Origin of the sequence: Fredinandcohnia quinoae, assembly GCF_022427965.1 — a bacterium.
In the GTDB taxonomy this organism is placed as follows: domain Bacteria; phylum Bacillota; class Bacilli; order Bacillales; family Bacillaceae_L; genus Ferdinandcohnia; species Ferdinandcohnia quinoae.
The window spans coordinates 106,715-125,613 of the sequence record NZ_JAKTTI010000005.1 but is presented as its reverse complement, the minus strand read 5'-3'; the positions used below and the strand labels follow the sequence as shown (position 1 = coordinate 125,613).

Sequence of the window (18,899 nt, the reverse complement as noted above, 5' to 3'; positions counted from 1 at the left end):
ATGCAAAATTATTATGTTGATCTGCACATTCATATTGGAAGAACAAATTCCGGTAAACCAGTTAAAATAACGGGTGCGAAAACATTAACGATAGAGAATATATTGGAAGAAGCAACAGATGTAAAAGGAATGGATATGATTGGAGTCATTGATTGTCACGTTCCAGAAGTGATTCTTGAGCTTGAAAAGCTGATTGAAAAAGGTGAGGTTTTTCCATATCAAGAAGGGGGATTACGATTTAAAAATGTAACTCTCTTATTGGGTTCAGAGATTGAAATCTATGATGAAAATTGTCATGGCCCAATTCATACACTTGCCTTCCTTCCAACAATTGAAAAAATGAAGGACTTTTCAAATTGGCTTTCGACCAAAATGAAGAATATAACATTAAGTTCCCAACGCATTTATGCAGATGGGAGAGAACTTCAAAGTAAAGTAAAAGAATTATCGGGGATTTTTATACCAGCACATGTTTTTACACCATATAAGAGCTTATATGGAAGAGGTGTAAAGCATTCATTAACAGAGGTTTTTGATGAAAAGCTTATTGATGGAATTGAACTAGGCTTGAGCTCGAATACAGATATGGCTGATCAAATTCAAGAATTGCATAATTACACATTTGTATCTAATTCTGATGCTCACTCCTTACCTAAAATTGCGCGTGAATATCAAATTATCCAAATGGAGGAACCTACATTCGAAGAATTTCGTAAAGCATTGAAAAATGAAGAGGGTCGAAAAATTGTTGCAAACTATGGTCTTGATCCCTTGCTTGGAAAATATCATAAGACAACATGTGAAAAATGCTATCATTTAATTGAAGATGTCAGACAAGAGGTTTGTCCAAGCTGTGGTCACAAGAAAATTGTTAAAGGGGTATTTGATCGACTACAAGAATTAAAAAATACGGAAGAAAAAGGTCCAAATCGTCCACCATATATACATCAAGTCCCACTAGAATTTATCCCAGGACTCGGTCCCAAAACATTACGAAAATTAAGAGATCATTTCCGAACTGAAATGTCAATCCTTCACGAGGTGCCTGAAGAAGCTTTACGAGAAGTCGTGAGTGACCAAATAGTAGATGCAATCATGAATGCTAGAGGCGGAACCCTAACACTTCAAGCAGGCGGCGGCGGAAAATATGGAAAAGTAGACTCCTCGAAATAAGAGGGGTTTTTTCAATAAGAAAAATAGTATTCTTCTGTCATACCTTTTACTAGTTTCACATAGAATCTAGTAAGAGAATGATAGGAGGAAAAATAGATGAAAAAGCAACAATCCATAAAAGTAGTAATTGGAACTCATTTACGAGAGCACTCGTCCATATATTTATTTATTACGGTTTTATTTTTAATGGGAGTTATCTTCGGTGCAATTGTCGTTAATAGTCTGAATTTTAATCAGAAGCAAGATCTATTATATTACTTAAATCGTTTCTTTGGTGATGTATCAGAAGGAAAATATGCAGACGCAGGTGATATGTTTAAACAAAGTTTTTTCCATAATATTAAATATGTAGGCTTAATGTGGATATTAGGGATTTCAATAATTGGGCTTCCAGTGATATTAATTCTTTTGTTTTTAAAAGGTGTTGTTGTTGGTTTCACAGTTGGATTTTTAGTTAACCAAATGGGTTGGAGTGGATTTTTACTTTCATTTGTATCGGTTCTACCTCAAAATCTATTAATTATTCCAACATTTATTATCGTGGGAACTGTAGCTGTTGCTTTCTCACTTAAAATGATTAGAAATCAATTTATGAAAAGAATGAATGAGCCGATTTTACATTTACTTACACGTTATACATTACTTATGGTAGCTGTAAGTTTCATTCTACTAGCTGCATCGGCATTTGAGGCATTTGCTTCCCCAGCGCTAATGAAAGGAATTATCGATACGATCAGTAAACAATAATGATTATTAAATGATAAAAGTTATTTTTTCTTATTTATAATTAATTTTATTTGGACACTTTCCCTTCTTCTGTTATAATAATGAAGTAATGGCGAGGGAGGGAATAATTTAGATGGAAGACCGAATTGAGCGTATTAAAAAGCAGTTGCACTCATCAAGTTATAAGCTGACGCCTCAACGTGAGGCTACTGTTCGTGTACTACTTGAACATGAAGAGGATCATTTAAGTGCCGAAGATGTATACCTCCTCGTAAAAGAAAAGTCGCCAGAAATCGGCTTGGCAACTGTTTATAGAACACTTGAATTACTGACTGAATTAAAAATTGTCGATAAAATTAATTTTGGGGACGGCGTTTCAAGGTATGACCTTAGACAAGAAGGAGCTGCTCATTTCCACCATCACTTAGTATGTATTGAATGTGGTGCTGTTGATGAGATTCAACAAGATCTTCTTGGAGATGTAGAGGAAATTGTTGAGCGTGACTGGAATTTCAAAATAAAAGATCATCGTCTTACTTTCCATGGAATTTGCCATCGCTGCCATGATAAAGAAACCGACACTGAAAATATAATCAGCAATTAGCAAAACCTTTCCGCATTGGATAAGGTTTTTATTTTTATGTATAAAAAATAATAAATGTGGCATATCTTCTAATATAGAAAGTTATATTGGAGGATTAGTAGATGAGACAATGGTTACGGATTGTATACGATACAATGAAGGTGTTTATTTTATTTACTGGCTGCACTGTTTTGTTTTATTATGGTATTATATGGATTAATCAAGAGTATCAAAATTATCACCGCTATGATGAGCCAGAGGGTTCATCAGTGAAGGTAACATCGATGGTTGAAGAGAAAAATGACAGCCTACTAAATAGATTAATCTATTTTTATCAAAATGGGGAGTAGAGGGAATTGGAAGATCATATTAGCGATTTTATCCATTACTTAGTAGTTGAACGGCGATTAGCAAAAAATACAGTTATATCTTATGAGCGAGATTTGACGCAGTACCATTTATATTTAAAAAAGGTTGAGAATCTTACATCATTTAATGAAGTGAATCGTCTTCATATCATTCATTTTTTAAAGACATTAAAAGAGAAGGGGAATTCTTCGAAGACATTAGCAAGACATATTGCCTCAATTCGGTCATTTCATCAGTTTATGTTGAGGGAAAAGGTCACAAATTCGGATCCTACCGTACATATAGATTCTCCCCAATCTGAGAGGACTTTACCAAAGGTTTTAAATATTTCAGAGGTTGAAGCATTATTAGATGCACCGAAAACTGATAACCCATTAGGAATTCGGGACAAAGCAATGCTAGAATTATTATATGCAACAGGGCTACGCGTAAGTGAGCTTATTAATCTAAATATTGCTGATATACATTTAACAATGGGTTTCATTCGTTGCATAGGGAAAGGAAGCAAGGAGAGGATTGTCCCTTTAGGAAGTGTTGCGACAAAGGCAATGGACAATTATATAAATCATGCAAGAGGACAGTTAGTGAAAAAGAACAAAACAGATGCATTTTTTGTAAACCACCACGGAAAACGTCTTTCAAGACAAGGATTTTGGAAAAATTTAAAGAAGAATGCATTGATAGCAAATATTCAAAAGGAACTTACGCCACATACGTTGAGACATTCTTTCGCTACTCATCTATTAGAAAATGGGGCAGACTTACGAGCTGTTCAAGAAATGTTGGGTCATGCAGATATTTCAACAACTCAAATATATACTCACGTAACAAAAGCGCGTCTTAAGGATGTGTATAATCAATATCATCCAAGAGCTTAAGTTTACTAGAATGCTAGACGATTGAAAGTCTAGCATTTTTGAATATCGTGTCTAAATTATTATAAAGTAATCTTTTAAAACGATTACAAATATACTTGCATGAAAAGGTCATCTCTTTTATACTCAACTTGTCAGACTTCTGACAAGTTGTCCGATATATTTTTGGTTAAGTTCATTTCAGTAGGAGAAAATAATATACTAGATAATCCGATAGGAGGTTAAGGGTATGTCAAAATACTCATACAAACGTATTTTTTTAATCGTCATGGATTCAGTAGGAATTGGAGAAGCGCCAGATGCTAAAAAGTTTGGTGATGAAGGTTCAAATACATTAGGTCATATTGCTGAAAAACAAAATGGTTTACATATGCCGAACATGGCAAAGCTCGGTTTAAGTAATATTAGAGAAATAAAAGGGATCTCAAAAGCAGAGAAACCACTTGCTTTTTATACAAAAATGCAAGAAGCATCAAATGGTAAGGATACAATGACTGGTCACTGGGAAATAATGGGACTACAAATTGAAACTCCATTCCAAGTATTTCCTGATGGTTTTCCTAAGGAATTATTAGATGAAATTGAAAAACGGACTGGCAGAGGGATTATCGGTAATAAACCGGCATCTGGAACTGAAATTTTGGATGAACTTGGTGAAGAACATATGAAAACAGGCTCTTTAATTGTCTATACTTCAGCAGATTCTGTTCTACAAATCGCCGCACATGAAGAAATTGTTCCTTTAGAAGAATTATATAAAATCTGTGAAATTGCGAGGGAATTAACACTTGATGAGAAATATATGGTTGGTCGTATAATCGCTCGCCCATTTTTAGGATCGCCAGCAAATTTTACTCGTACAGCGAATCGGCATGATTACGCACTAAAACCATTTGGTCGTACAGTTATGAATGAACTTAGTGATAATGGTTTGGATGTCATTGCCATTGGTAAAATCTCCGATATTTATGACGGAGAAGGAGTAACAAAAACATTGCGTACAAAATCCAATATGGATGGAATGGATAAAATAATCGAGACAGCAGCATCTAACTTTACTGGTTTAAGTTTCTTAAATTTAGTTGATTTTGACGCATTATTCGGTCATCGTCGTGATCCAAAAGGATATGGTGAGGCGTTGGAGGAATATGATGCACGCCTCCCTGAACTATTCGAGAAGATGAAAGAAGATGATTTATTAATCATAACCGCAGACCATGGGAATGATCCTGTCCACCACGGTACAGATCATACAAGAGAGTATGTCCCATTACTGGTATATAGCCCACAAATGAAGGGTGGCCAAGAAATACCGCAACGAAAAACATTTGCTGATATCGGTGCCACGGTAGCGGAGAATTTTAACATAAAAATGCCACAGTACGGTGAAAGCTTTCTTACTACGATTAATGGGGGAAGAGAATAGATGGATAATTCAATGATTGTGAAATCTGCCGAGTTTTTAAAAGAGAAGAGTAAAGAAACTCCTAAGATTGGTTTGATATTAGGATCTGGTCTTGGGGTTCTAGCTGATGAGATTGAAAATCCAATTAAAGTTTCATATGAAGCGATACCAGAATTTCCTGTATCGACAGTAGAAGGTCATGCAGGTCAACTCGTTTTCGGAACATTACATGGAAAAAATGTTGTAGCCATGCAAGGACGATTTCATTTTTATGAAGGTTATAGTTTAGATAAAGTGACATTTCCAGTAAGGGTAATGAAGGAACTAGGAGTATCTACTTTAATTGTGACAAATGCTGCTGGTGGGGTGAATGAGTCATTTCAACCAGGAGACTTAATGATTATTACAGATCATATTAATAATATGGGTCAAAATCCGTTAATTGGTCCAAATGATTCTAAGCTTGGAGCTAGGTTTCCTGATATGTCAGATGCGTATTGCAAGGAATTACGTCAAATCGCAAAGGATGTTGCTTCTAGCTTAAATCTTGAGATTAAAGAAGGGGTATATGTTGGAAACACAGGGCCATCCTATGAAACTCCTGCAGAAGTAAGGATGTTAAGGACCTTAGGAGGAGATGCTGTTGGTATGTCAACAGTACCAGAGGTGATAGTTGCCCGTCATGCAAATATGAAGGTACTTGGAATATCATGTATTTCAAATATGGCAGCAGGCATCTTGGATCAACCTTTGACACACAATGAAGTGATTGAAACGACTGAAAAGGTTAAAAAGAACTTTTTAAACTTCATTAAGGAAATAATAAAAAAAGTAAATCAATAAAGAGGTGAAGAATAGTTGAGAATGGTCGATTTGATAGAGAAAAAAAGAGATGGTCAAGCCTTAACAAATGAAGAAGTTTGCTTTGTAATCGATGGTTATACGAAGGGTAATATCCCTGATTATCAGATGAGTGCGTTTACAATGGCCGTGTACTTTAATGGAATGACGAAGCAAGAGCGTGCTGATTTTACAATGGCAATGGTGAACTCAGGAGATACAATTGACCTATCAGAAATTGAAGGAATTAAGGTGGACAAACATAGTACAGGCGGTGTTGGAGATACGACTACCCTTGTTCTAGCGCCACTTGTCGCATCAGTAGGGGTACCAGTTGCAAAAATGTCAGGCCGTGGATTAGGGCATACGGGTGGTACAATTGATAAATTAGAATCTGTCTCGGGCTTTCATGTTGAAATTAGCAATAAAGAGTTCATACAGCTTGTTAATCAAAATAAAGTCGCGGTAATTGGACAGAGTGGTAATTTGACTCCTGCTGACAAAAAATTGTATGCACTAAGGGATGTAACAGCAACTGTTAATAGTATCCCTTTAATAGCTAGCTCGATCATGAGTAAGAAAATTGCTGCCGGAGCAGATGCGATTGTTCTTGACGTAAAAACGGGTGCCGGTGCATTTATGAAAAATTTGGAAGATGCGAAAGATTTGGCAAGTACAATGGTTGACATCGGAAAGAATGTTGGAAGAAATACAATGGCAATTATTTCGGATATGAGTCAGCCACTTGGGTTTGCAATCGGCAATGCACTTGAGGTAAAAGAAGCAATTGATACATTAAAGGGTAATGGCCCAGCTGATTTAGAAGAACTATGCTTGACATTGGGTAGTCAAATGGTAGTACTTGCGAAAAAAGCAACTACACTAGAAGATGCAAGAAAACTCTTACAAGATGCAATTTCGAACGGTTCTGCATTACAATCTTTTAAAACATTTTTATCATCACAAGGTGGGGATGCAAGTGTTATTGATGACCCATCTAGGCTTCCTCAAGCAAAATATCAAATTGAACTAATCGCAGAGGAGGAAGGTTTCATTTCCGAAATTGAGGCAGATTCAATCGGTACTGCTGCAATGCTATTAGGTGCTGGAAGAGCGACTAAAGAATCTACAATTGACTTAGCAGTTGGATTAGTACTTCGTAAAAAAATTGGTGACAAAGTTGCAAAGGGTGAAAGTTTGGTGACGATTCACAGTAACTTTGAAAATGTCGAAGAGGTAAAGAAAAGATTACTAAGTAGTATGAAGATCATCTCAAGCGAAGTTAAAGCACCGAAATTAATTATCGAAAATATTATATAAAAGGAAAGCTGGGGAGAAAAATATCCTCAGCTTTTTTAAATTTAAACTAAAGAAATTGTATAATTTTTAATTTGTTGGAAAAAATGGGAAAGTATAAAGAATGGAGGGTTTGGAGATGAAACGTTATTTAATTAGTTTACTTCTTGTTACTATGATATTTTCTGTTAGCACACCCTTTGCTTCTGCAAAAGAAGCGTCAGTGGAATTAGCAAATAATGCGAAATCTGCAATATTAATTGAACGTGACACAGGTAAAGTACTCTATGAAAAAAATAGTAATGAAAAATTACCACCTGCCAGTATGACAAAGGTGATGACATTGCTATTGATTATGGAAGCGCTTGATAATGAGAGTATTACCTACAATGAAAAAGTTCGTACAAGTGAACATGCAGCATCAATGGGTGGTTCACAAATCTTCTTGGAACCAGGTGAAGAAATGACAGTTGAGGAAATGTTAAAGGGCATTGCAATTGGTTCAGGAAACGATGCTTCAGTTGCAATGGCAGAAAAAATAGCTGGTTCTGAAGAAGCGTTTGTCGATTTAATGAATAAAAAAGTGAAGGAACTAGGATTGAAAAATACATTGTTTCAAAATCCAACAGGTCTTCCGGCGAATAACCATTATAGTACCGCGTATGATATGGCAATTATTTCAAAAGAATTACTAAAGTATGAAGATATTACGAATTTTACCGGAAAATATGACGATTATTTGAGGGAGAACTCTGAAAATAAATTCTGGCTAGTTAATACAAATCGACTTGTTAAATTTTATCCTGGTGTAGATGGGTTAAAGACTGGCTTTACAACAGAAGCGAAATATTGTTTAACCGCTACTGCTGAAAAGGATAATATGCGCTTGATTAGTGTAATTTATGGAGCGCCAACACCTAAGGATCGAAATGCGCAAATAACAAAAATGTTGGATTTCGGATTTAGTCAATTTAAAACACATCCATTATTTGAGCGAAATCAGAAGGTATCAGATGTTAAGGTTAGTAAAGGTAGTAAAAAGACAGTTCAATTAGTTACATCTGAACCTATCTCACTATTAACTAAAAAAGGTGAGAAAATTGATCATATACAAAAGGAAATAGTTGTGGACAAAAAGGTAAATGCACCTATTAAAAAAGGTGAAGAGCTTGGAAAGTTAGTTATTAAGAAAGATGGCAAGGTTCTGAGCGAAAGTCCTCTTGTCGCAGGTGAGGAAATAACTGCTGCAAGTTGGTGGAAATTATTTAAAAGATCTGTCGGTTCAATTACAAAATCATCATAGAAAATTAAATACTTTTGCCGAATCAACACTAGTTTTGTCATTAAGAAGGATTCTTGATTATTAATAGCGAAAAGACTCACTATACGCAAAAAAGGAGGCAAAGTAAAGTGAGTCTAACAATCGAACTTGAAGTAAAACATCATGTATTATGCATTCGGCTATCAGGAGAGCTTGACCATCATACAGCTGAAGAATTACGTGTTAAAGTCACAAAGGTGCTCGACAGTACTACAATTCAACACATTTTACTTAATTTAGAAAAGCTAACTTTTATGGATAGCTCAGGTTTAGGAGTTATTTTAGGAAGATATAAACAAATAAAAAATCTTGGTGGGGAAATGGTAGTATGCTCAATTTCTCCTCAAGTTGAGCGTTTGTTTGAAATGTCTGGGCTTTTTAAGATTATTCGATTAGAGCGTAATGAAGATTTTGCGCTAGAAACGTTGGGGGTGGCATAGTATGAAGAATGAAATGCACCTTCAATTTTCTGCACTTAGTCAAAACGAATCATTTGCTCGTGTAACAGTTGCAGCTTTTATCACACAGCTTGATCCAACGTTGGATGAAATAACTGAGATAAAAACTGTTGTTTCTGAAGCCGTAACAAATTCAATCATTCATGGTTATGAAAATGACCCAAATGGTATCGTTTATATTTCTTGCATGATTGAAGATAGTATTGTCCATTTAACAATTAGAGATGAAGGAATTGGAATTACGAATATTGATGAGGCAAGACAGCCATTGTACACAACAAAACCTGAACTCGAAAGATCTGGAATGGGCTTTACCATTATGGAAAACTTCATGGATGAAGTCGAAATCGAGACACATACAACTAAGGGAACAACATTAAGGTTAACCAAGCATTTATCAAAGAGTAAAGCGTTATGCAATTAAGGAGACTTGCCAATGGATGTGGAGGTCAAGAACGATAATAGTAAAACGTATTTAAAGGATAATGAGGTAAAGAACTTAATTAAACAAAGTCAAGAGGGGCATCAAGAAGCAAGGGATCTCATTGTCCAAAAAAACATGAGGTTAGTATGGTCTGTTGTTCAGCGTTTTTTGAATCGTGGATATGAGCCTGATGATTTGTTTCAAATTGGTTGTATTGGATTATTAAAGTCAGTAGATAAATTTGACTTATCATATGATGTTAAGTTTTCAACATATGCGGTACCAATGATTATTGGTGAAATTCAACGTTTTATAAGAGATGATGGAACCGTAAAGGTTAGTCGATCATTAAAAGAAACAGGAAATAAAATTCGCAGATCAAAAGATGAGTTATCTAAAAGACTTGGTCGGGTACCTACAATTGTTGAAATTGCTGAATTTTTAGAGATTACTCCGGAAGAGGTTGTTCTCGCACAAGAAGCAAGCAGGGCCCCGTCGTCGATTCATGAAACGGTTTATGAAAATGATGGAGATCCGATTACCTTATTGGACCAAATTGCTGATAATAGTGAAATGAAATGGTTTGATAAGATTGCATTAAAAGAAGCGATAAGCGAACTTGATGAGAGGGAGAGGCTAATTGTATATTTAAGATATTACAAGGATCAAACCCAATCCGAGGTTGCTTTAAGACTAGGTATTTCTCAGGTACAAGTATCACGGCTTGAAAAAAAGATATTACAACAAATGAAAGACCAAATGGATGCATAATTCCATTTGGTCTTTTAACTTTATAAAACTTGGTAAGTACTGGAGTTTATGGTCTATTTGAATTAGATAAAACAGAAAAACCATACTACATATACGAGGGAAAATTGTATAGGGTGTGAATGTGATGGAAAAATCAGTATATATCCGAATGCGCCATCGCGTAATGGTCAAACCGAATGATACGGTGACTATTGAAGAAATCGCACAAATTATCGCAGAAGATGAAGTATCAGATGCAATTAAAAAGATTATCGTTCATCAAATCAATATGAGCGATAAAAATATTGTAATCATAGATGTGATGAAGGTCATTTTCCAAATTCAAGAAGAGTTTCCGGAGCATGATATTCAATCAATTGGTCCAGCCCAAACAATCGTTGAAATAAAATTTAAAAAAAGGCGATTTACTCCCATCTTTTTTGTGGCTGTTTGGTTTTTATTATTTATAGGTGCAGCCTTAACAATGATGAATTTTCATGAAGATGTTTCAATGAGGGAAGTACAACAGCGAATTTATTCTATGATCACTGGAGAAGAAGTAAAAAAACCACTTCTATTTCAAATTCCTTATTCATTGGGTCTCGGTTTAGGGATGATTTTGTTTTTCAATCATATATTCAGAAAACGAATTAATGAAGAGCCTAGTCCACTTGAGGTAGAAATGTTTAACTATCAACAAGACTTAGATAATTACTTAATTATGACAGAAAATAAAGAGAGTATGAAGCAAATCGATGATCATTAAAATACTTCTAATTATCTTCATTGGTTTCGCAAGTGGACTTGCAGTAGGTGCAGGATTCGTTGCATTTTTAACAGTTTTAGGAGTGATTCCCAGATTGACCCAATTAACAAAGACGATGAAGTTTATTCATTATTATGAATGGGGTGTTGTTTTAGGTGCAGTTGCAGGGGGATGGAGTAGTCTTTATAACATCTTTTTTAATCTATGGGAAATATGGGTTATTCCCATAGGGTTAGCTAGTGGAATCTATATTGGTTTGTTAGCTGCAGCCCTAACAGAGGTTTTGAATGTTTTACCAATTTTAGCAAAAAGAATTGGGATAGATGGAAAAATCACAATTTTATTAATGGCAATTGTATTTGGGAAAATTGTAGGTTCTTTGTTTCAATGGGTCTATTTTGTGGAATAAATGATTACATGTTGTAGGGGTGTTACTTTCATGGCAAAAAAAAAGCTTAAGGATGATTATAAAAATAGCGTAAAACAATATCAGCCAAAAACACCATATGTTGTTAATTGTATCAAAGCATTTCTCATAGGTGGGGCGATTTGTTTGGTTGGACAAGGTATCCAGAATTTTTATATATCTGTTTTTGATTTTTCTAAGCAAGATGCTGGCAATCCAACAGTGGCGACGTTGATATTAATTGCTGCACTTTTAACAGGTTTTGGGGTTTATGATAAATTGGGGCAATTTGCAGGTGCGGGATCAGCTGTTCCGGTTACAGGATTTGCGAATTCAATGACTAGTGCAGCGCTAGAACATAAAAGTGAAGGTATTGTTCTAGGTATTGCAACGAATATGTTTAAGTTAGCAGGTAGTGTAATCGTATTCGGTGTTGTTTCCGCTTATATTGTAGGAATTATCCGCTATTTTTTCGGCCTTACATTTTCTTAACGAGTGGAAGTGATAAATATGAAACTGACAGGAAAACAAACATGGGTTTTTGAAAATAACATTTATATAAATTCTACAGGAACTGCAGTTGGTCCCAAGGAAGCATTAGGTCCGTTGGGAGATAAGTTTGATATTTGTCATGAAGATTTACATTGTGGGGAAGACAACTGGGAACTTGCAGAGAGAAGATTAATGGAAGAGTCAATTGATGTATGTTTACGAAAGGCAAATATTTCAAAGGAAAATATCGATTTATTTCTTGCAGGCGACCTTTTAAATCAAAACGTTACCGCTAATTATGCAGCTAGGCAAAATCAAATTCCATTATTATGCATGTTTGGGGCATGTGCAACATCAATGGAAACCTTAGCCGTAGGGTCAGCATTAGTAGATGGGGGATTTGCAAATCGGATTCTTGCATCAACTAGCAGTCATAATGCAACAGCAGAGCGTCAATTTCGCTACCCAACCGAATATGGGGGACAAAAGCCTGATACAGCTCAATTTACAATCACTGGTGCGGGAACAGCTTTGGTGAGTAAAGAACCTAGCCCTGTTAAAATAACAGCTGCAACAATTGGTCGTGTTGTAGATTTAGGAGTTACAAACCCATTTGATATGGGGTCGGCAATGGCGCCTGCAGCAGCAGATACAATACTACAGCATTTTAAGGACATGAATTGTAAGGAAGATGATTATGACCTAATTGTAACTGGAGATTTATCAGGTATTGGGAGTCCTATTTTAAAGGAATTAATGAAAGATGAAGGATATGATTTAACAACTAGACATAATGATTGTGGTTTAATGATATATCGTGCTGATCAAGATGTCTTTGCAGGTGGGAGTGGCTGTGCATGCTCTGCTGTTGTTACCTATGGTTATCTTGTAAATGAACTAATTCGAGGAAATCTTAATAAAATTTTTATTGTTGCAACAGGTGCATTACTAAGTCCAATCATGATTCAGCAAAAAGAATCAATACCTACAATCGCACACGGTGTTGTCATGGAACGTGTACAGGATGGTGAATGACGGATGGAATATTTAATAGCATTCATAGTCGGTGGTGCAATATGCGTAGTGGGGCAGCTCCTCCTTGATTTTGCAAAATTAACCCCAGCACATGTAATGAGTATTTTTGTCGTACTAGGGACTATCCTTGATGGCTTTAATCTATATGATAATCTAATTGAATTTGCTGGTGCGGGTGCAACAGTACCAATAACAAGCTTTGGTCACTCACTCCTACATGGTGCAATGAAGAAAGCAGAGGAAGAAGGATTCATCGGAATTGGAATGGGAATTTTTGAATTAACATCTGCTGGTATTTCAGCAGCTATCCTTTTTTCTTTTATCGTCGCATTAATCTTCAAACCGAAAGGATAATCTACAATGAACCAAACTAGAAGAAAAGTAATTCTAGTAACAGATGGAGATGAATATGCGCTAAAGACATTAGAGTTTGTTGCAAAAGAAATTGGTGGGCGCTGTATTTCAAAATCACAAGGGAATCCAACTACATTAACAGGAAGTGAGATTGTAAAATTAATCCTGCAAACCCCGAATGAACCAGTAATTGTAATGTTTGATGATAGTGGTTATCTTGGTGAAGGCGCTGGAGAGAGAGCGTTGAAGTATGTTGCGAACCATCATCAAATTGAGGTTCTTGGTGTTATTGCTGTAGCTTCGAAAACACACCAAATAGAATGGGCGAAAGTGGATATAAGTATTGATCGGTATGGTGAACTTACCGCACAGGGTGTAGATAAAAGTGGCATAGCTGAGTATGAGTTGGGAAGAATAAATGGGGATACGGTCTATTGCTTAGATGAACTAAATGTTCCCATTATCGTTGGTATCGGTGATATTGGTAAGATGGCAAGAAAGGATAATTTAAAAAACGGATCCCCAATCACTAAAAAAGCAGTTAGTCTTATCCTGGAAAGGAGTGGTTACAATCGAACAAAATAAATCAACAAAACAATCTGTTTTTCCAAATATTAATGATAATTATGAATTTTTCAAAGAGCATATTGGACTCGACTCTGGAAACTTTGATGTTGGAGTTAGGAAGGTTAAAGTTTTAGAAAAGGATGTTCATTTTTACTCTCTGAATGGTTTAAATGATACGGTATTCATCATTCAAATCATTAAAGAAATTGTAAATCTAAATGAAAAAGAAAAGCCTTCGAATAAAATGTTAGATATTATCAAAAATAGACTTGTTCATCAACAGGTCAGCACTGTAAATACATTAGATGAGGCTGTAGACCAACTTTTATCAGGGTTAATGATTGTCTTAATTGATGGTGAAGATACAGGATTAATAGTTGATGTAAGAACATATCCAGGACGGTCTCCTGAAGAACCAGATACCGAAAAAGTCGTTAGAGGCGCTAGAGATGGTTATACTGAAAATATTGTAGAAAATTGTGCACTAACGCGAAGAAGGATAAGAGATGAACGATTAAGATATGAAATGATGAAGGTTGGAGAGCGATCCAAAACCGATGTTTGTATTGCTTACATAAAAGATATTGCTGATCCAGATTTAGTGAAAATTATTAAACAAGAACTAAATGATATAAGTATAGATGGCTTGCCGATGGCAGATAAAACGGTTGAGGAGTTTCTTGTTAAACAAAGTTTTAATCCATACCCACTTGTAAGGTATACAGAACGCCCCGATATTGCTGCAACACATTTACTTGAAGGTCATGTAATAATAATGGTGGATACATCGCCAAGTGTTATTATTACTCCTACAACGATATTCCATCATTTACAGCATGCAGAGGAATATCGTCAGGACCCTGCGATAGGAACATTTTTAAGATGGGTACGTTTTATAGGGATTGTTGCATCACTATTTCTGCTACCACTTTGGTTATTAATGGTATTAGAGCCTAATGTAATCCCAGAAGCCATTAACTATATTGGACCTGAAAAAGATTCTAATATACCAATTATCATTCAAATTTTCCTAGCAGATATAGGAATTGAGTTTCTAAGAATGGCGGCCATTCATACTCCGTCTCCTTTGTCTACTGCAATGGGATTAATAGCAGCAGCCTTAATTGGACAAATAGCAATTGATGTAGGTTTATTTGTCCCAGAAGTCATTCTATATGTAGCCATTGCAGCAATTGGAACGTTTGCAACTCCAAGCTATGAATTGGGGCAAGCAAATAAAATTGCCAGGTTATGTTTATTGATTATCGTTGCTATTTTCAAAACTCCAGGATTTATTATTGGAATTACCTTGTATGTTTTATTTTTAGCTAGTATCCGTTCGTTAAATACTCCATATTTATGGCCATTTTTGCCATTCAATGCGAAGGCATTATTACAGATCATAATTCGTACTCCGATTGCAGGTGCGAAATTAAGACCAAGTATTGTACGTCCTCAAGATCCGAAACGGCAGTAAATATTGCACAATATAGAATGTTGTGTTAATGTGTTTTTAAAGAATTTTTAATGTAGCACAGTGCTAAAGAAATGATCGTTTTAAAGCAGCTGATGACTATCATATTAGCTGCTTTTTTGGGTTTTATTTACATACTTATACGAAAAGAGGGGATTTTATGTATTTTCATGGGACTAGTCGAATAAATGAACAAAATCATTTGGAAATTGGTGGTGTTGATACAGTAGATTTAGCAAACACTTACGGTACTCCCTTATATGTGTATGATGTGGCGTTAATTCGTGAAAGAGCGAGAAGTTTTCGTGAAACCTTTAAAAGGCTTAATATAAACGCACAAGTTGCATATGCAAGTAAAGCCTTTTCAACTATAGCAATGGTTCAACTTGCAGATGAGGAAGGACTGTCGTTAGATGTGGTTTCCGGGGGCGAATTATTTACAGCATTACAAGCAGGCTTTCCTCCAGAAAGGATTCACTTTCATGGAAACAACAAAAGCTATGAAGAGTTAGATATGGCAATAAAATATGGTATTGGTTGTATTGTTGTTGATAATTTTTATGAATTATCATTAATAGAGGAAGTATGTAATGCAAATAACACGAATGTACAAATTTTACTGCGAGTAACCCCAGGAATCGAAGCACATACACATGATTATATTCTGACAGGACAAGAAGATTCTAAATTTGGATTTGGACTTATTAATGGCCAAGCAGATAAAGCAGTTGAAATAGCATTAGAATCTCAAAATATTGTGTTATTGGGAATTCATTGTCATATTGGATCGCAAATATTTGAAACAACTGGCTTTCTTTTAGCAACTGAGAGAATATTTACGAAAATGAAGGAATGGAAAGAAAGACACGGTTTTATTCCGACTGTAGTGAATTTAGGTGGCGGATTTGGCATTCGATATACTGCGGATGATAACCCAATTACAGTTTCAAAATATGTTGAGGAGATAATTGCTGAAGTTAAAAAACATTCAGATGATCTATCGATTGACATCCCAGAAATCTGGATTGAACCAGGACGTTCACTTGTTGGTGACGCGGGAACGACAATTTATTCCGTAGGATCCAGAAAAGAAGTTCCTAATATTAGGCAATACTTAGCAATTGATGGAGGGATGAGTGATAATATAAGACCAGCCCTATATCAAGCAAAATATGAAGCAGTGTTGGCAAATAGAGTGAATGATGAAATAGAGGAAACGGTTTCGATCGCGGGTAAATGCTGTGAATCAGGAGATATGCTTATATGGGATTTGCCTTTGCCGAAAGCAAACTCCAATGATTTATTAGCAGTGTTTTGTACGGGAGCTTATGGCTATTCAATGTCTAACAATTATAATCGAATTCCAAGACCAGCAGTCGTGTTTGTTGAAAATGGTGAGGCACAATTAGTTGTCAAACGGGAGAGCTATGAAGATCTCGTACGTTTAGATATTCCAATAAAAACACAAGTAATAAAATAATAAAAAAGCGAAGAGAAACTCTTCGCTTTTCCTATTGCTTATGAAAAAAGGCTTTTAAAGAAATCCACTATTGCATTGATTATATTGACGAAGAATTCCTTCAATTTAGCAAGAAATCCTTGACCTTCTTCTGAATCTAAAAAATTTGATATTTTTTCTTTTGCTAAATTTAATTGATCTCCAACCTGGCTCCAATCAATATTAAGGTCCATAAGTTTATTGAATAAATCCATTAGACGTTGTATATCTGTATCGGATAATGTAATACCTAAATCATTTGCAGCACTTTCAATAATTTTACGTAATTCCTCATCATTTTTTGGTGCATTATTTGCAATTTCATCTTTAATTTTAGCCATTAATGCAGCTGCATCTTCTGCACCAAATTTTTCCCCAAGCTTGGTAGTTTCAACCATTTCTTCATTAGCAGCCTGTTTGACATCTTCTGGAATGGCTTCATCTGAGGATAGTTCATACGCTTTTATAATACCTGTTAATGCAGCTGTTCCTGAGACATTACCTGGTGCTGTTACATAAACCTTTGCATCCTTTACACCTGCAGTAATAAGAGCATTCACGTACATGCCATCTGTAATTGTTTTAATATAATCTGTTGTTTCAATCTCTAGTCCAGAGCCTTCTTCTCCAATTGTAATAGAAGCAGAAGATAATGCCTTGTTACCAATTTTAGCTTTTGGAATATAGTTGCCAAGATACTCATGTTCTTCTTTATTAGTCACTATAACAATTTGGGGATTCTCTGGTGCGTTCATTTCTTTTAAAATTTTTTCTTTTTCAGCCTCGGTTAGATCCTCTCCTAAAGTAATAATGACATCTCCTGGAACAGCATCTGCAAGACTAAGCGATGGAAACATTAAAGTGAAAACTAGTATAAATGATAGAATCCATTTATTCTTCAAAATAGCAACCTCCTTTTTTAGACAAGCATTCGATTATTCATATTATACAGTAAATCTTACCAAATATATCTTTTTTAATACAATTTTGAAAAATACCCCCTTGTGGTTGGATAATTGATGGTGAATATAGTAAAATAAAAACCGTTCAATATATATTGACGAAAAGAAATGAGTGGAGGTTTCAAATGAAAAAGGCTAGCATTGAATTTGAAAATGGGGAAAAAATAATTATTGAATTGTATCCAAGTGAAGCACCGGGAACGGTTGCAAACTTCGAAAAATTAGCAAATGAAGGATTTTATAATGGCTTAACATTCCATCGAGTTATTCCTGGATTTGTAGCTCAAGGCGGCTGCCCTATTGGAAATGGTACAGGTGGACCAGGTTATACAATTAAATGTGAAACAAATGGAAATCCACATAAGCATATCCCAGGTGCTCTTTCAATGGCACATGCTGGAAAAGACACTGGTGGAAGCCAATTCTTTATTGTTCATGAGCCACAGCCACATTTAAATGGCGTACATACAGTATTTGGACAAGTAATTGAAGGAATAGATTCAGTTTTACGCATTCATCAAGGTGATGTGATGAAGGAAGTAAAAGTTTGGGAAGAGTAAGTATGGATAAAAAGACACAACAAATGAATTCTTGTTGTGTCTTTTTTCTAGGACCATAGCAAGAGGTGGGATAGGTTTGAAGAAAAAAGATTGGGCACTTTTTGGAATTATTCTTGGTTTATGTCTTATATGGGGCGTTGTTTATTGGATCTTTATTGCGTAATTGTCTAATGAAAACAAAATCCAACAATAGTAGATACTATTATGATATAATGGTCAAAATTTAATATTTTCCTTCGGGGTCAGGTGAAATTCCTAACCGGCGGTGATGAAACAAAGTTTCTAAGCCCGTGACCCATCCTAGCATATCAGGTAACTTTACTTGATTCTTTGTAAGCCTAGGGTGGTGGACTTGGTGAGAATCCGAGGCCGACAGTATAGTCTGGATGGGAGAAGGACAAAGTATTGGTATGCAAAAAAAATCACACATTATACCGTTTATTTGTGATGAGAAAAATAGTAAAGCTACCGGTTTCTTTGTTGTGAACTTTTCTTTAAAAGACCCAAGGAATTAAATGTTCCTTGGGTCTTTTGGTTTTTTGAACTTCATCTTAAAGGAGTCGAT

General features: G+C 35.5%; 22 protein-coding genes and 1 riboswitch. Of the genes, 21 read left to right on the top strand and 1 reads right to left on the bottom strand.

The genetic code is table 11. The features are described 5' to 3' along the window. The 20 genes from MJG50_RS05805 (at nucleotide 1) to lysA (ending at nucleotide 16,794) form a co-directional block, all read left to right on the top strand. Nucleotides 1–1,173, top strand: a complete 1,173-nt coding sequence (locus MJG50_RS05805) for an endonuclease Q family protein (protein ID WP_240253559.1) — start codon at nucleotides 1–3, stop codon at nucleotides 1,171–1,173. A 96-nt stretch (nucleotides 1,174–1,269) separates the two neighbouring features. Further along, nucleotides 1,270–1,920: a stage II sporulation protein M gene (spoIIM, locus tag MJG50_RS05800; RefSeq protein WP_240253555.1), complete on the top strand. Its 651-nt coding sequence runs from the start codon at nucleotides 1,270–1,272 to the stop codon at nucleotides 1,918–1,920. A gap of 112 nt (nucleotides 1,921–2,032) precedes the next feature. Continuing rightward, entirely contained in the window at nucleotides 2,033–2,503 is a 471-nt protein-coding gene (fur, locus tag MJG50_RS05795) for a ferric iron uptake transcriptional regulator (RefSeq protein ID WP_240253552.1), read from the top strand. 101 nt (nucleotides 2,504–2,604) lie between these two features. Then, the gene (locus MJG50_RS05790; RefSeq protein WP_240253551.1) at nucleotides 2,605–2,832 is read left to right on the top strand and encodes a YqzK family protein; all 228 of its coding nucleotides are present in this window, start codon (nucleotides 2,605–2,607) and stop codon (nucleotides 2,830–2,832) included. Between the two features lie 6 nt (nucleotides 2,833–2,838). Beyond that, complete coding sequence (gene xerD / locus MJG50_RS05785; protein WP_240253550.1) at nucleotides 2,839–3,729, top strand: site-specific tyrosine recombinase XerD; 891 nt, start codon at nucleotides 2,839–2,841, stop codon at nucleotides 3,727–3,729. A 226-nt stretch (nucleotides 3,730–3,955) separates the two neighbouring features. Then, nucleotides 3,956–5,152, top strand: coding sequence for a phosphopentomutase (gene deoB, locus MJG50_RS05780; protein ID WP_240253549.1), 1,197 nt, complete (start codon nucleotides 3,956–3,958; stop codon nucleotides 5,150–5,152). Beyond that, nucleotides 5,153–5,974: a purine-nucleoside phosphorylase gene (locus tag MJG50_RS05775; protein WP_240253548.1), complete on the top strand. Its 822-nt coding sequence runs from the start codon at nucleotides 5,153–5,155 to the stop codon at nucleotides 5,972–5,974. Nucleotides 5,975–5,989: 15 nt separating this feature from the next. Beyond that, nucleotides 5,990–7,291 (top strand): pyrimidine-nucleoside phosphorylase, encoded by a 1,302-nt coding sequence (locus MJG50_RS05770; RefSeq protein ID WP_240253545.1) that lies wholly within the window; start codon nucleotides 5,990–5,992, stop codon nucleotides 7,289–7,291. 115 nt (nucleotides 7,292–7,406) lie between these two features. Further along, nucleotides 7,407–8,570: a D-alanyl-D-alanine carboxypeptidase family protein gene (locus tag MJG50_RS05765; RefSeq protein WP_240253544.1), complete on the top strand. Its 1,164-nt coding sequence runs from the start codon at nucleotides 7,407–7,409 to the stop codon at nucleotides 8,568–8,570. A 107-nt stretch (nucleotides 8,571–8,677) separates the two neighbouring features. Continuing rightward, nucleotides 8,678–9,028 (top strand): anti-sigma F factor antagonist, encoded by a 351-nt coding sequence (spoIIAA, locus tag MJG50_RS05760; protein ID WP_240253543.1) that lies wholly within the window; start codon nucleotides 8,678–8,680, stop codon nucleotides 9,026–9,028. A 1-nt stretch (nucleotide 9,029) separates the two neighbouring features. Then, nucleotides 9,030–9,470, top strand: a complete 441-nt coding sequence (spoIIAB, locus tag MJG50_RS05755) for an anti-sigma F factor (protein WP_240253542.1) — start codon at nucleotides 9,030–9,032, stop codon at nucleotides 9,468–9,470. Nucleotides 9,471–9,482: 12 nt separating this feature from the next. Further along, nucleotides 9,483–10,241 carry an RNA polymerase sporulation sigma factor SigF gene (sigF, locus tag MJG50_RS05750; protein WP_240253540.1) on the top strand — a complete coding sequence of 253 codons (759 nt, stop codon included), beginning with the start codon at nucleotides 9,483–9,485 and terminating at the stop codon, nucleotides 10,239–10,241. A gap of 124 nt (nucleotides 10,242–10,365) precedes the next feature. Beyond that, the gene (locus MJG50_RS05745) at nucleotides 10,366–10,986 is read left to right on the top strand and encodes a stage V sporulation protein AA (RefSeq protein WP_240253538.1); all 621 of its coding nucleotides are present in this window, start codon (nucleotides 10,366–10,368) and stop codon (nucleotides 10,984–10,986) included. Then, nucleotides 10,976–11,395 (top strand): stage V sporulation protein AB, encoded by a 420-nt coding sequence (locus MJG50_RS05740; RefSeq protein WP_240253536.1) that lies wholly within the window; start codon nucleotides 10,976–10,978, stop codon nucleotides 11,393–11,395. Before MJG50_RS05745 ends, MJG50_RS05740 begins: the two co-directional genes overlap by 11 nt. A gap of 30 nt (nucleotides 11,396–11,425) precedes the next feature. Continuing rightward, nucleotides 11,426–11,884, top strand: coding sequence for a stage V sporulation protein AC (gene spoVAC, locus MJG50_RS05735; RefSeq protein WP_240253532.1), 459 nt, complete (start codon nucleotides 11,426–11,428; stop codon nucleotides 11,882–11,884). Between the two features lie 18 nt (nucleotides 11,885–11,902). Then, complete coding sequence (spoVAD, locus tag MJG50_RS05730) at nucleotides 11,903–12,919, top strand: stage V sporulation protein AD (protein ID WP_240253531.1); 1,017 nt, start codon at nucleotides 11,903–11,905, stop codon at nucleotides 12,917–12,919. 3 nt (nucleotides 12,920–12,922) lie between these two features. After that, complete coding sequence (spoVAE, locus tag MJG50_RS05725) at nucleotides 12,923–13,273, top strand: stage V sporulation protein AE (RefSeq protein ID WP_240253530.1); 351 nt, start codon at nucleotides 12,923–12,925, stop codon at nucleotides 13,271–13,273. A gap of 6 nt (nucleotides 13,274–13,279) precedes the next feature. Then, nucleotides 13,280–13,858, top strand: coding sequence for a stage V sporulation protein SpoVABEA (spoVAEA, locus tag MJG50_RS05720; protein ID WP_240253527.1), 579 nt, complete (start codon nucleotides 13,280–13,282; stop codon nucleotides 13,856–13,858). Further along, nucleotides 13,845–15,317: a spore germination protein gene (locus MJG50_RS05715; RefSeq protein WP_240253632.1), complete on the top strand. Its 1,473-nt coding sequence runs from the start codon at nucleotides 13,845–13,847 to the stop codon at nucleotides 15,315–15,317. The genes spoVAEA and MJG50_RS05715 overlap by 14 nt, the downstream gene beginning before the upstream one ends. A 157-nt stretch (nucleotides 15,318–15,474) precedes the next feature. Continuing rightward, a complete protein-coding gene (gene lysA, locus MJG50_RS05710) occupies nucleotides 15,475–16,794 on the top strand; it encodes a diaminopimelate decarboxylase (RefSeq protein WP_240253526.1) in 1,320 nt (439 codons plus the stop codon). 38 nt (nucleotides 16,795–16,832) lie between these two features. Here the strand turns inward: lysA and MJG50_RS05705 are convergent, their stop codons facing one another. Beyond that, the gene (locus MJG50_RS05705; RefSeq protein WP_431307260.1) at nucleotides 16,833–17,714 is read right to left on the bottom strand and encodes a DUF1002 domain-containing protein; all 882 of its coding nucleotides are present in this window, start codon (nucleotides 17,712–17,714) and stop codon (nucleotides 16,833–16,835) included. A 185-nt stretch (nucleotides 17,715–17,899) separates the two neighbouring features. Between MJG50_RS05705 and MJG50_RS05700 the strand changes: the two genes are divergently transcribed. Continuing rightward, on the top strand, nucleotides 17,900–18,334 hold the full coding sequence (locus tag MJG50_RS05700; RefSeq protein ID WP_240253525.1) for a peptidylprolyl isomerase: 435 nt from the start codon (nucleotides 17,900–17,902) through the stop codon (nucleotides 18,332–18,334). 228 nt (nucleotides 18,335–18,562) lie between these two features. Further along, nucleotides 18,563–18,736, top strand: a riboswitch (FMN riboswitch). Nucleotides 18,737–18,899 lie beyond the last annotated feature (163 nt).

Excerpts from the sequence above, each read along its gene's own strand:
- MJG50_RS05805 (WP_240253559.1), top strand. The coding sequence starts at position 1 with ATGCAAAATTATTATGTTGATCTGCACATTCATATTGGAAGAACAAAT.
- spoIIM (WP_240253555.1), top strand. The coding sequence starts at position 1,270 with ATGAAAAAGCAACAATCCATAAAAGTAGTAATTGGAACTCATTTACGA.
- fur (WP_240253552.1), top strand. The coding sequence starts at position 2,033 with ATGGAAGACCGAATTGAGCGTATTAAAAAGCAGTTGCACTCATCAAGT.
- MJG50_RS05790 (WP_240253551.1), top strand. The coding sequence starts at position 2,605 with ATGAGACAATGGTTACGGATTGTATACGATACAATGAAGGTGTTTATT.
- deoB (WP_240253549.1), top strand. The coding sequence starts at position 3,956 with ATGTCAAAATACTCATACAAACGTATTTTTTTAATCGTCATGGATTCA.
- MJG50_RS05775 (WP_240253548.1), top strand. The coding sequence starts at position 5,153 with ATGGATAATTCAATGATTGTGAAATCTGCCGAGTTTTTAAAAGAGAAG.
- MJG50_RS05765 (WP_240253544.1), top strand. The coding sequence starts at position 7,407 with ATGAAACGTTATTTAATTAGTTTACTTCTTGTTACTATGATATTTTCT.
- spoIIAB (WP_240253542.1), top strand. The coding sequence starts at position 9,030 with ATGAAGAATGAAATGCACCTTCAATTTTCTGCACTTAGTCAAAACGAA.
- sigF (WP_240253540.1), top strand. The coding sequence starts at position 9,483 with ATGGATGTGGAGGTCAAGAACGATAATAGTAAAACGTATTTAAAGGAT.
- MJG50_RS05745 (WP_240253538.1), top strand. The coding sequence starts at position 10,366 with ATGGAAAAATCAGTATATATCCGAATGCGCCATCGCGTAATGGTCAAA.
- MJG50_RS05740 (WP_240253536.1), top strand. The coding sequence starts at position 10,976 with ATGATCATTAAAATACTTCTAATTATCTTCATTGGTTTCGCAAGTGGA.
- spoVAC (WP_240253532.1), top strand. The coding sequence starts at position 11,426 with ATGGCAAAAAAAAAGCTTAAGGATGATTATAAAAATAGCGTAAAACAA.
- spoVAD (WP_240253531.1), top strand. The coding sequence starts at position 11,903 with ATGAAACTGACAGGAAAACAAACATGGGTTTTTGAAAATAACATTTAT.
- spoVAE (WP_240253530.1), top strand. The coding sequence starts at position 12,923 with ATGGAATATTTAATAGCATTCATAGTCGGTGGTGCAATATGCGTAGTG.
- spoVAEA (WP_240253527.1), top strand. The coding sequence starts at position 13,280 with ATGAACCAAACTAGAAGAAAAGTAATTCTAGTAACAGATGGAGATGAA.
- lysA (WP_240253526.1), top strand. The coding sequence starts at position 15,475 with ATGTATTTTCATGGGACTAGTCGAATAAATGAACAAAATCATTTGGAA.
- MJG50_RS05700 (WP_240253525.1), top strand. The coding sequence starts at position 17,900 with ATGAAAAAGGCTAGCATTGAATTTGAAAATGGGGAAAAAATAATTATT.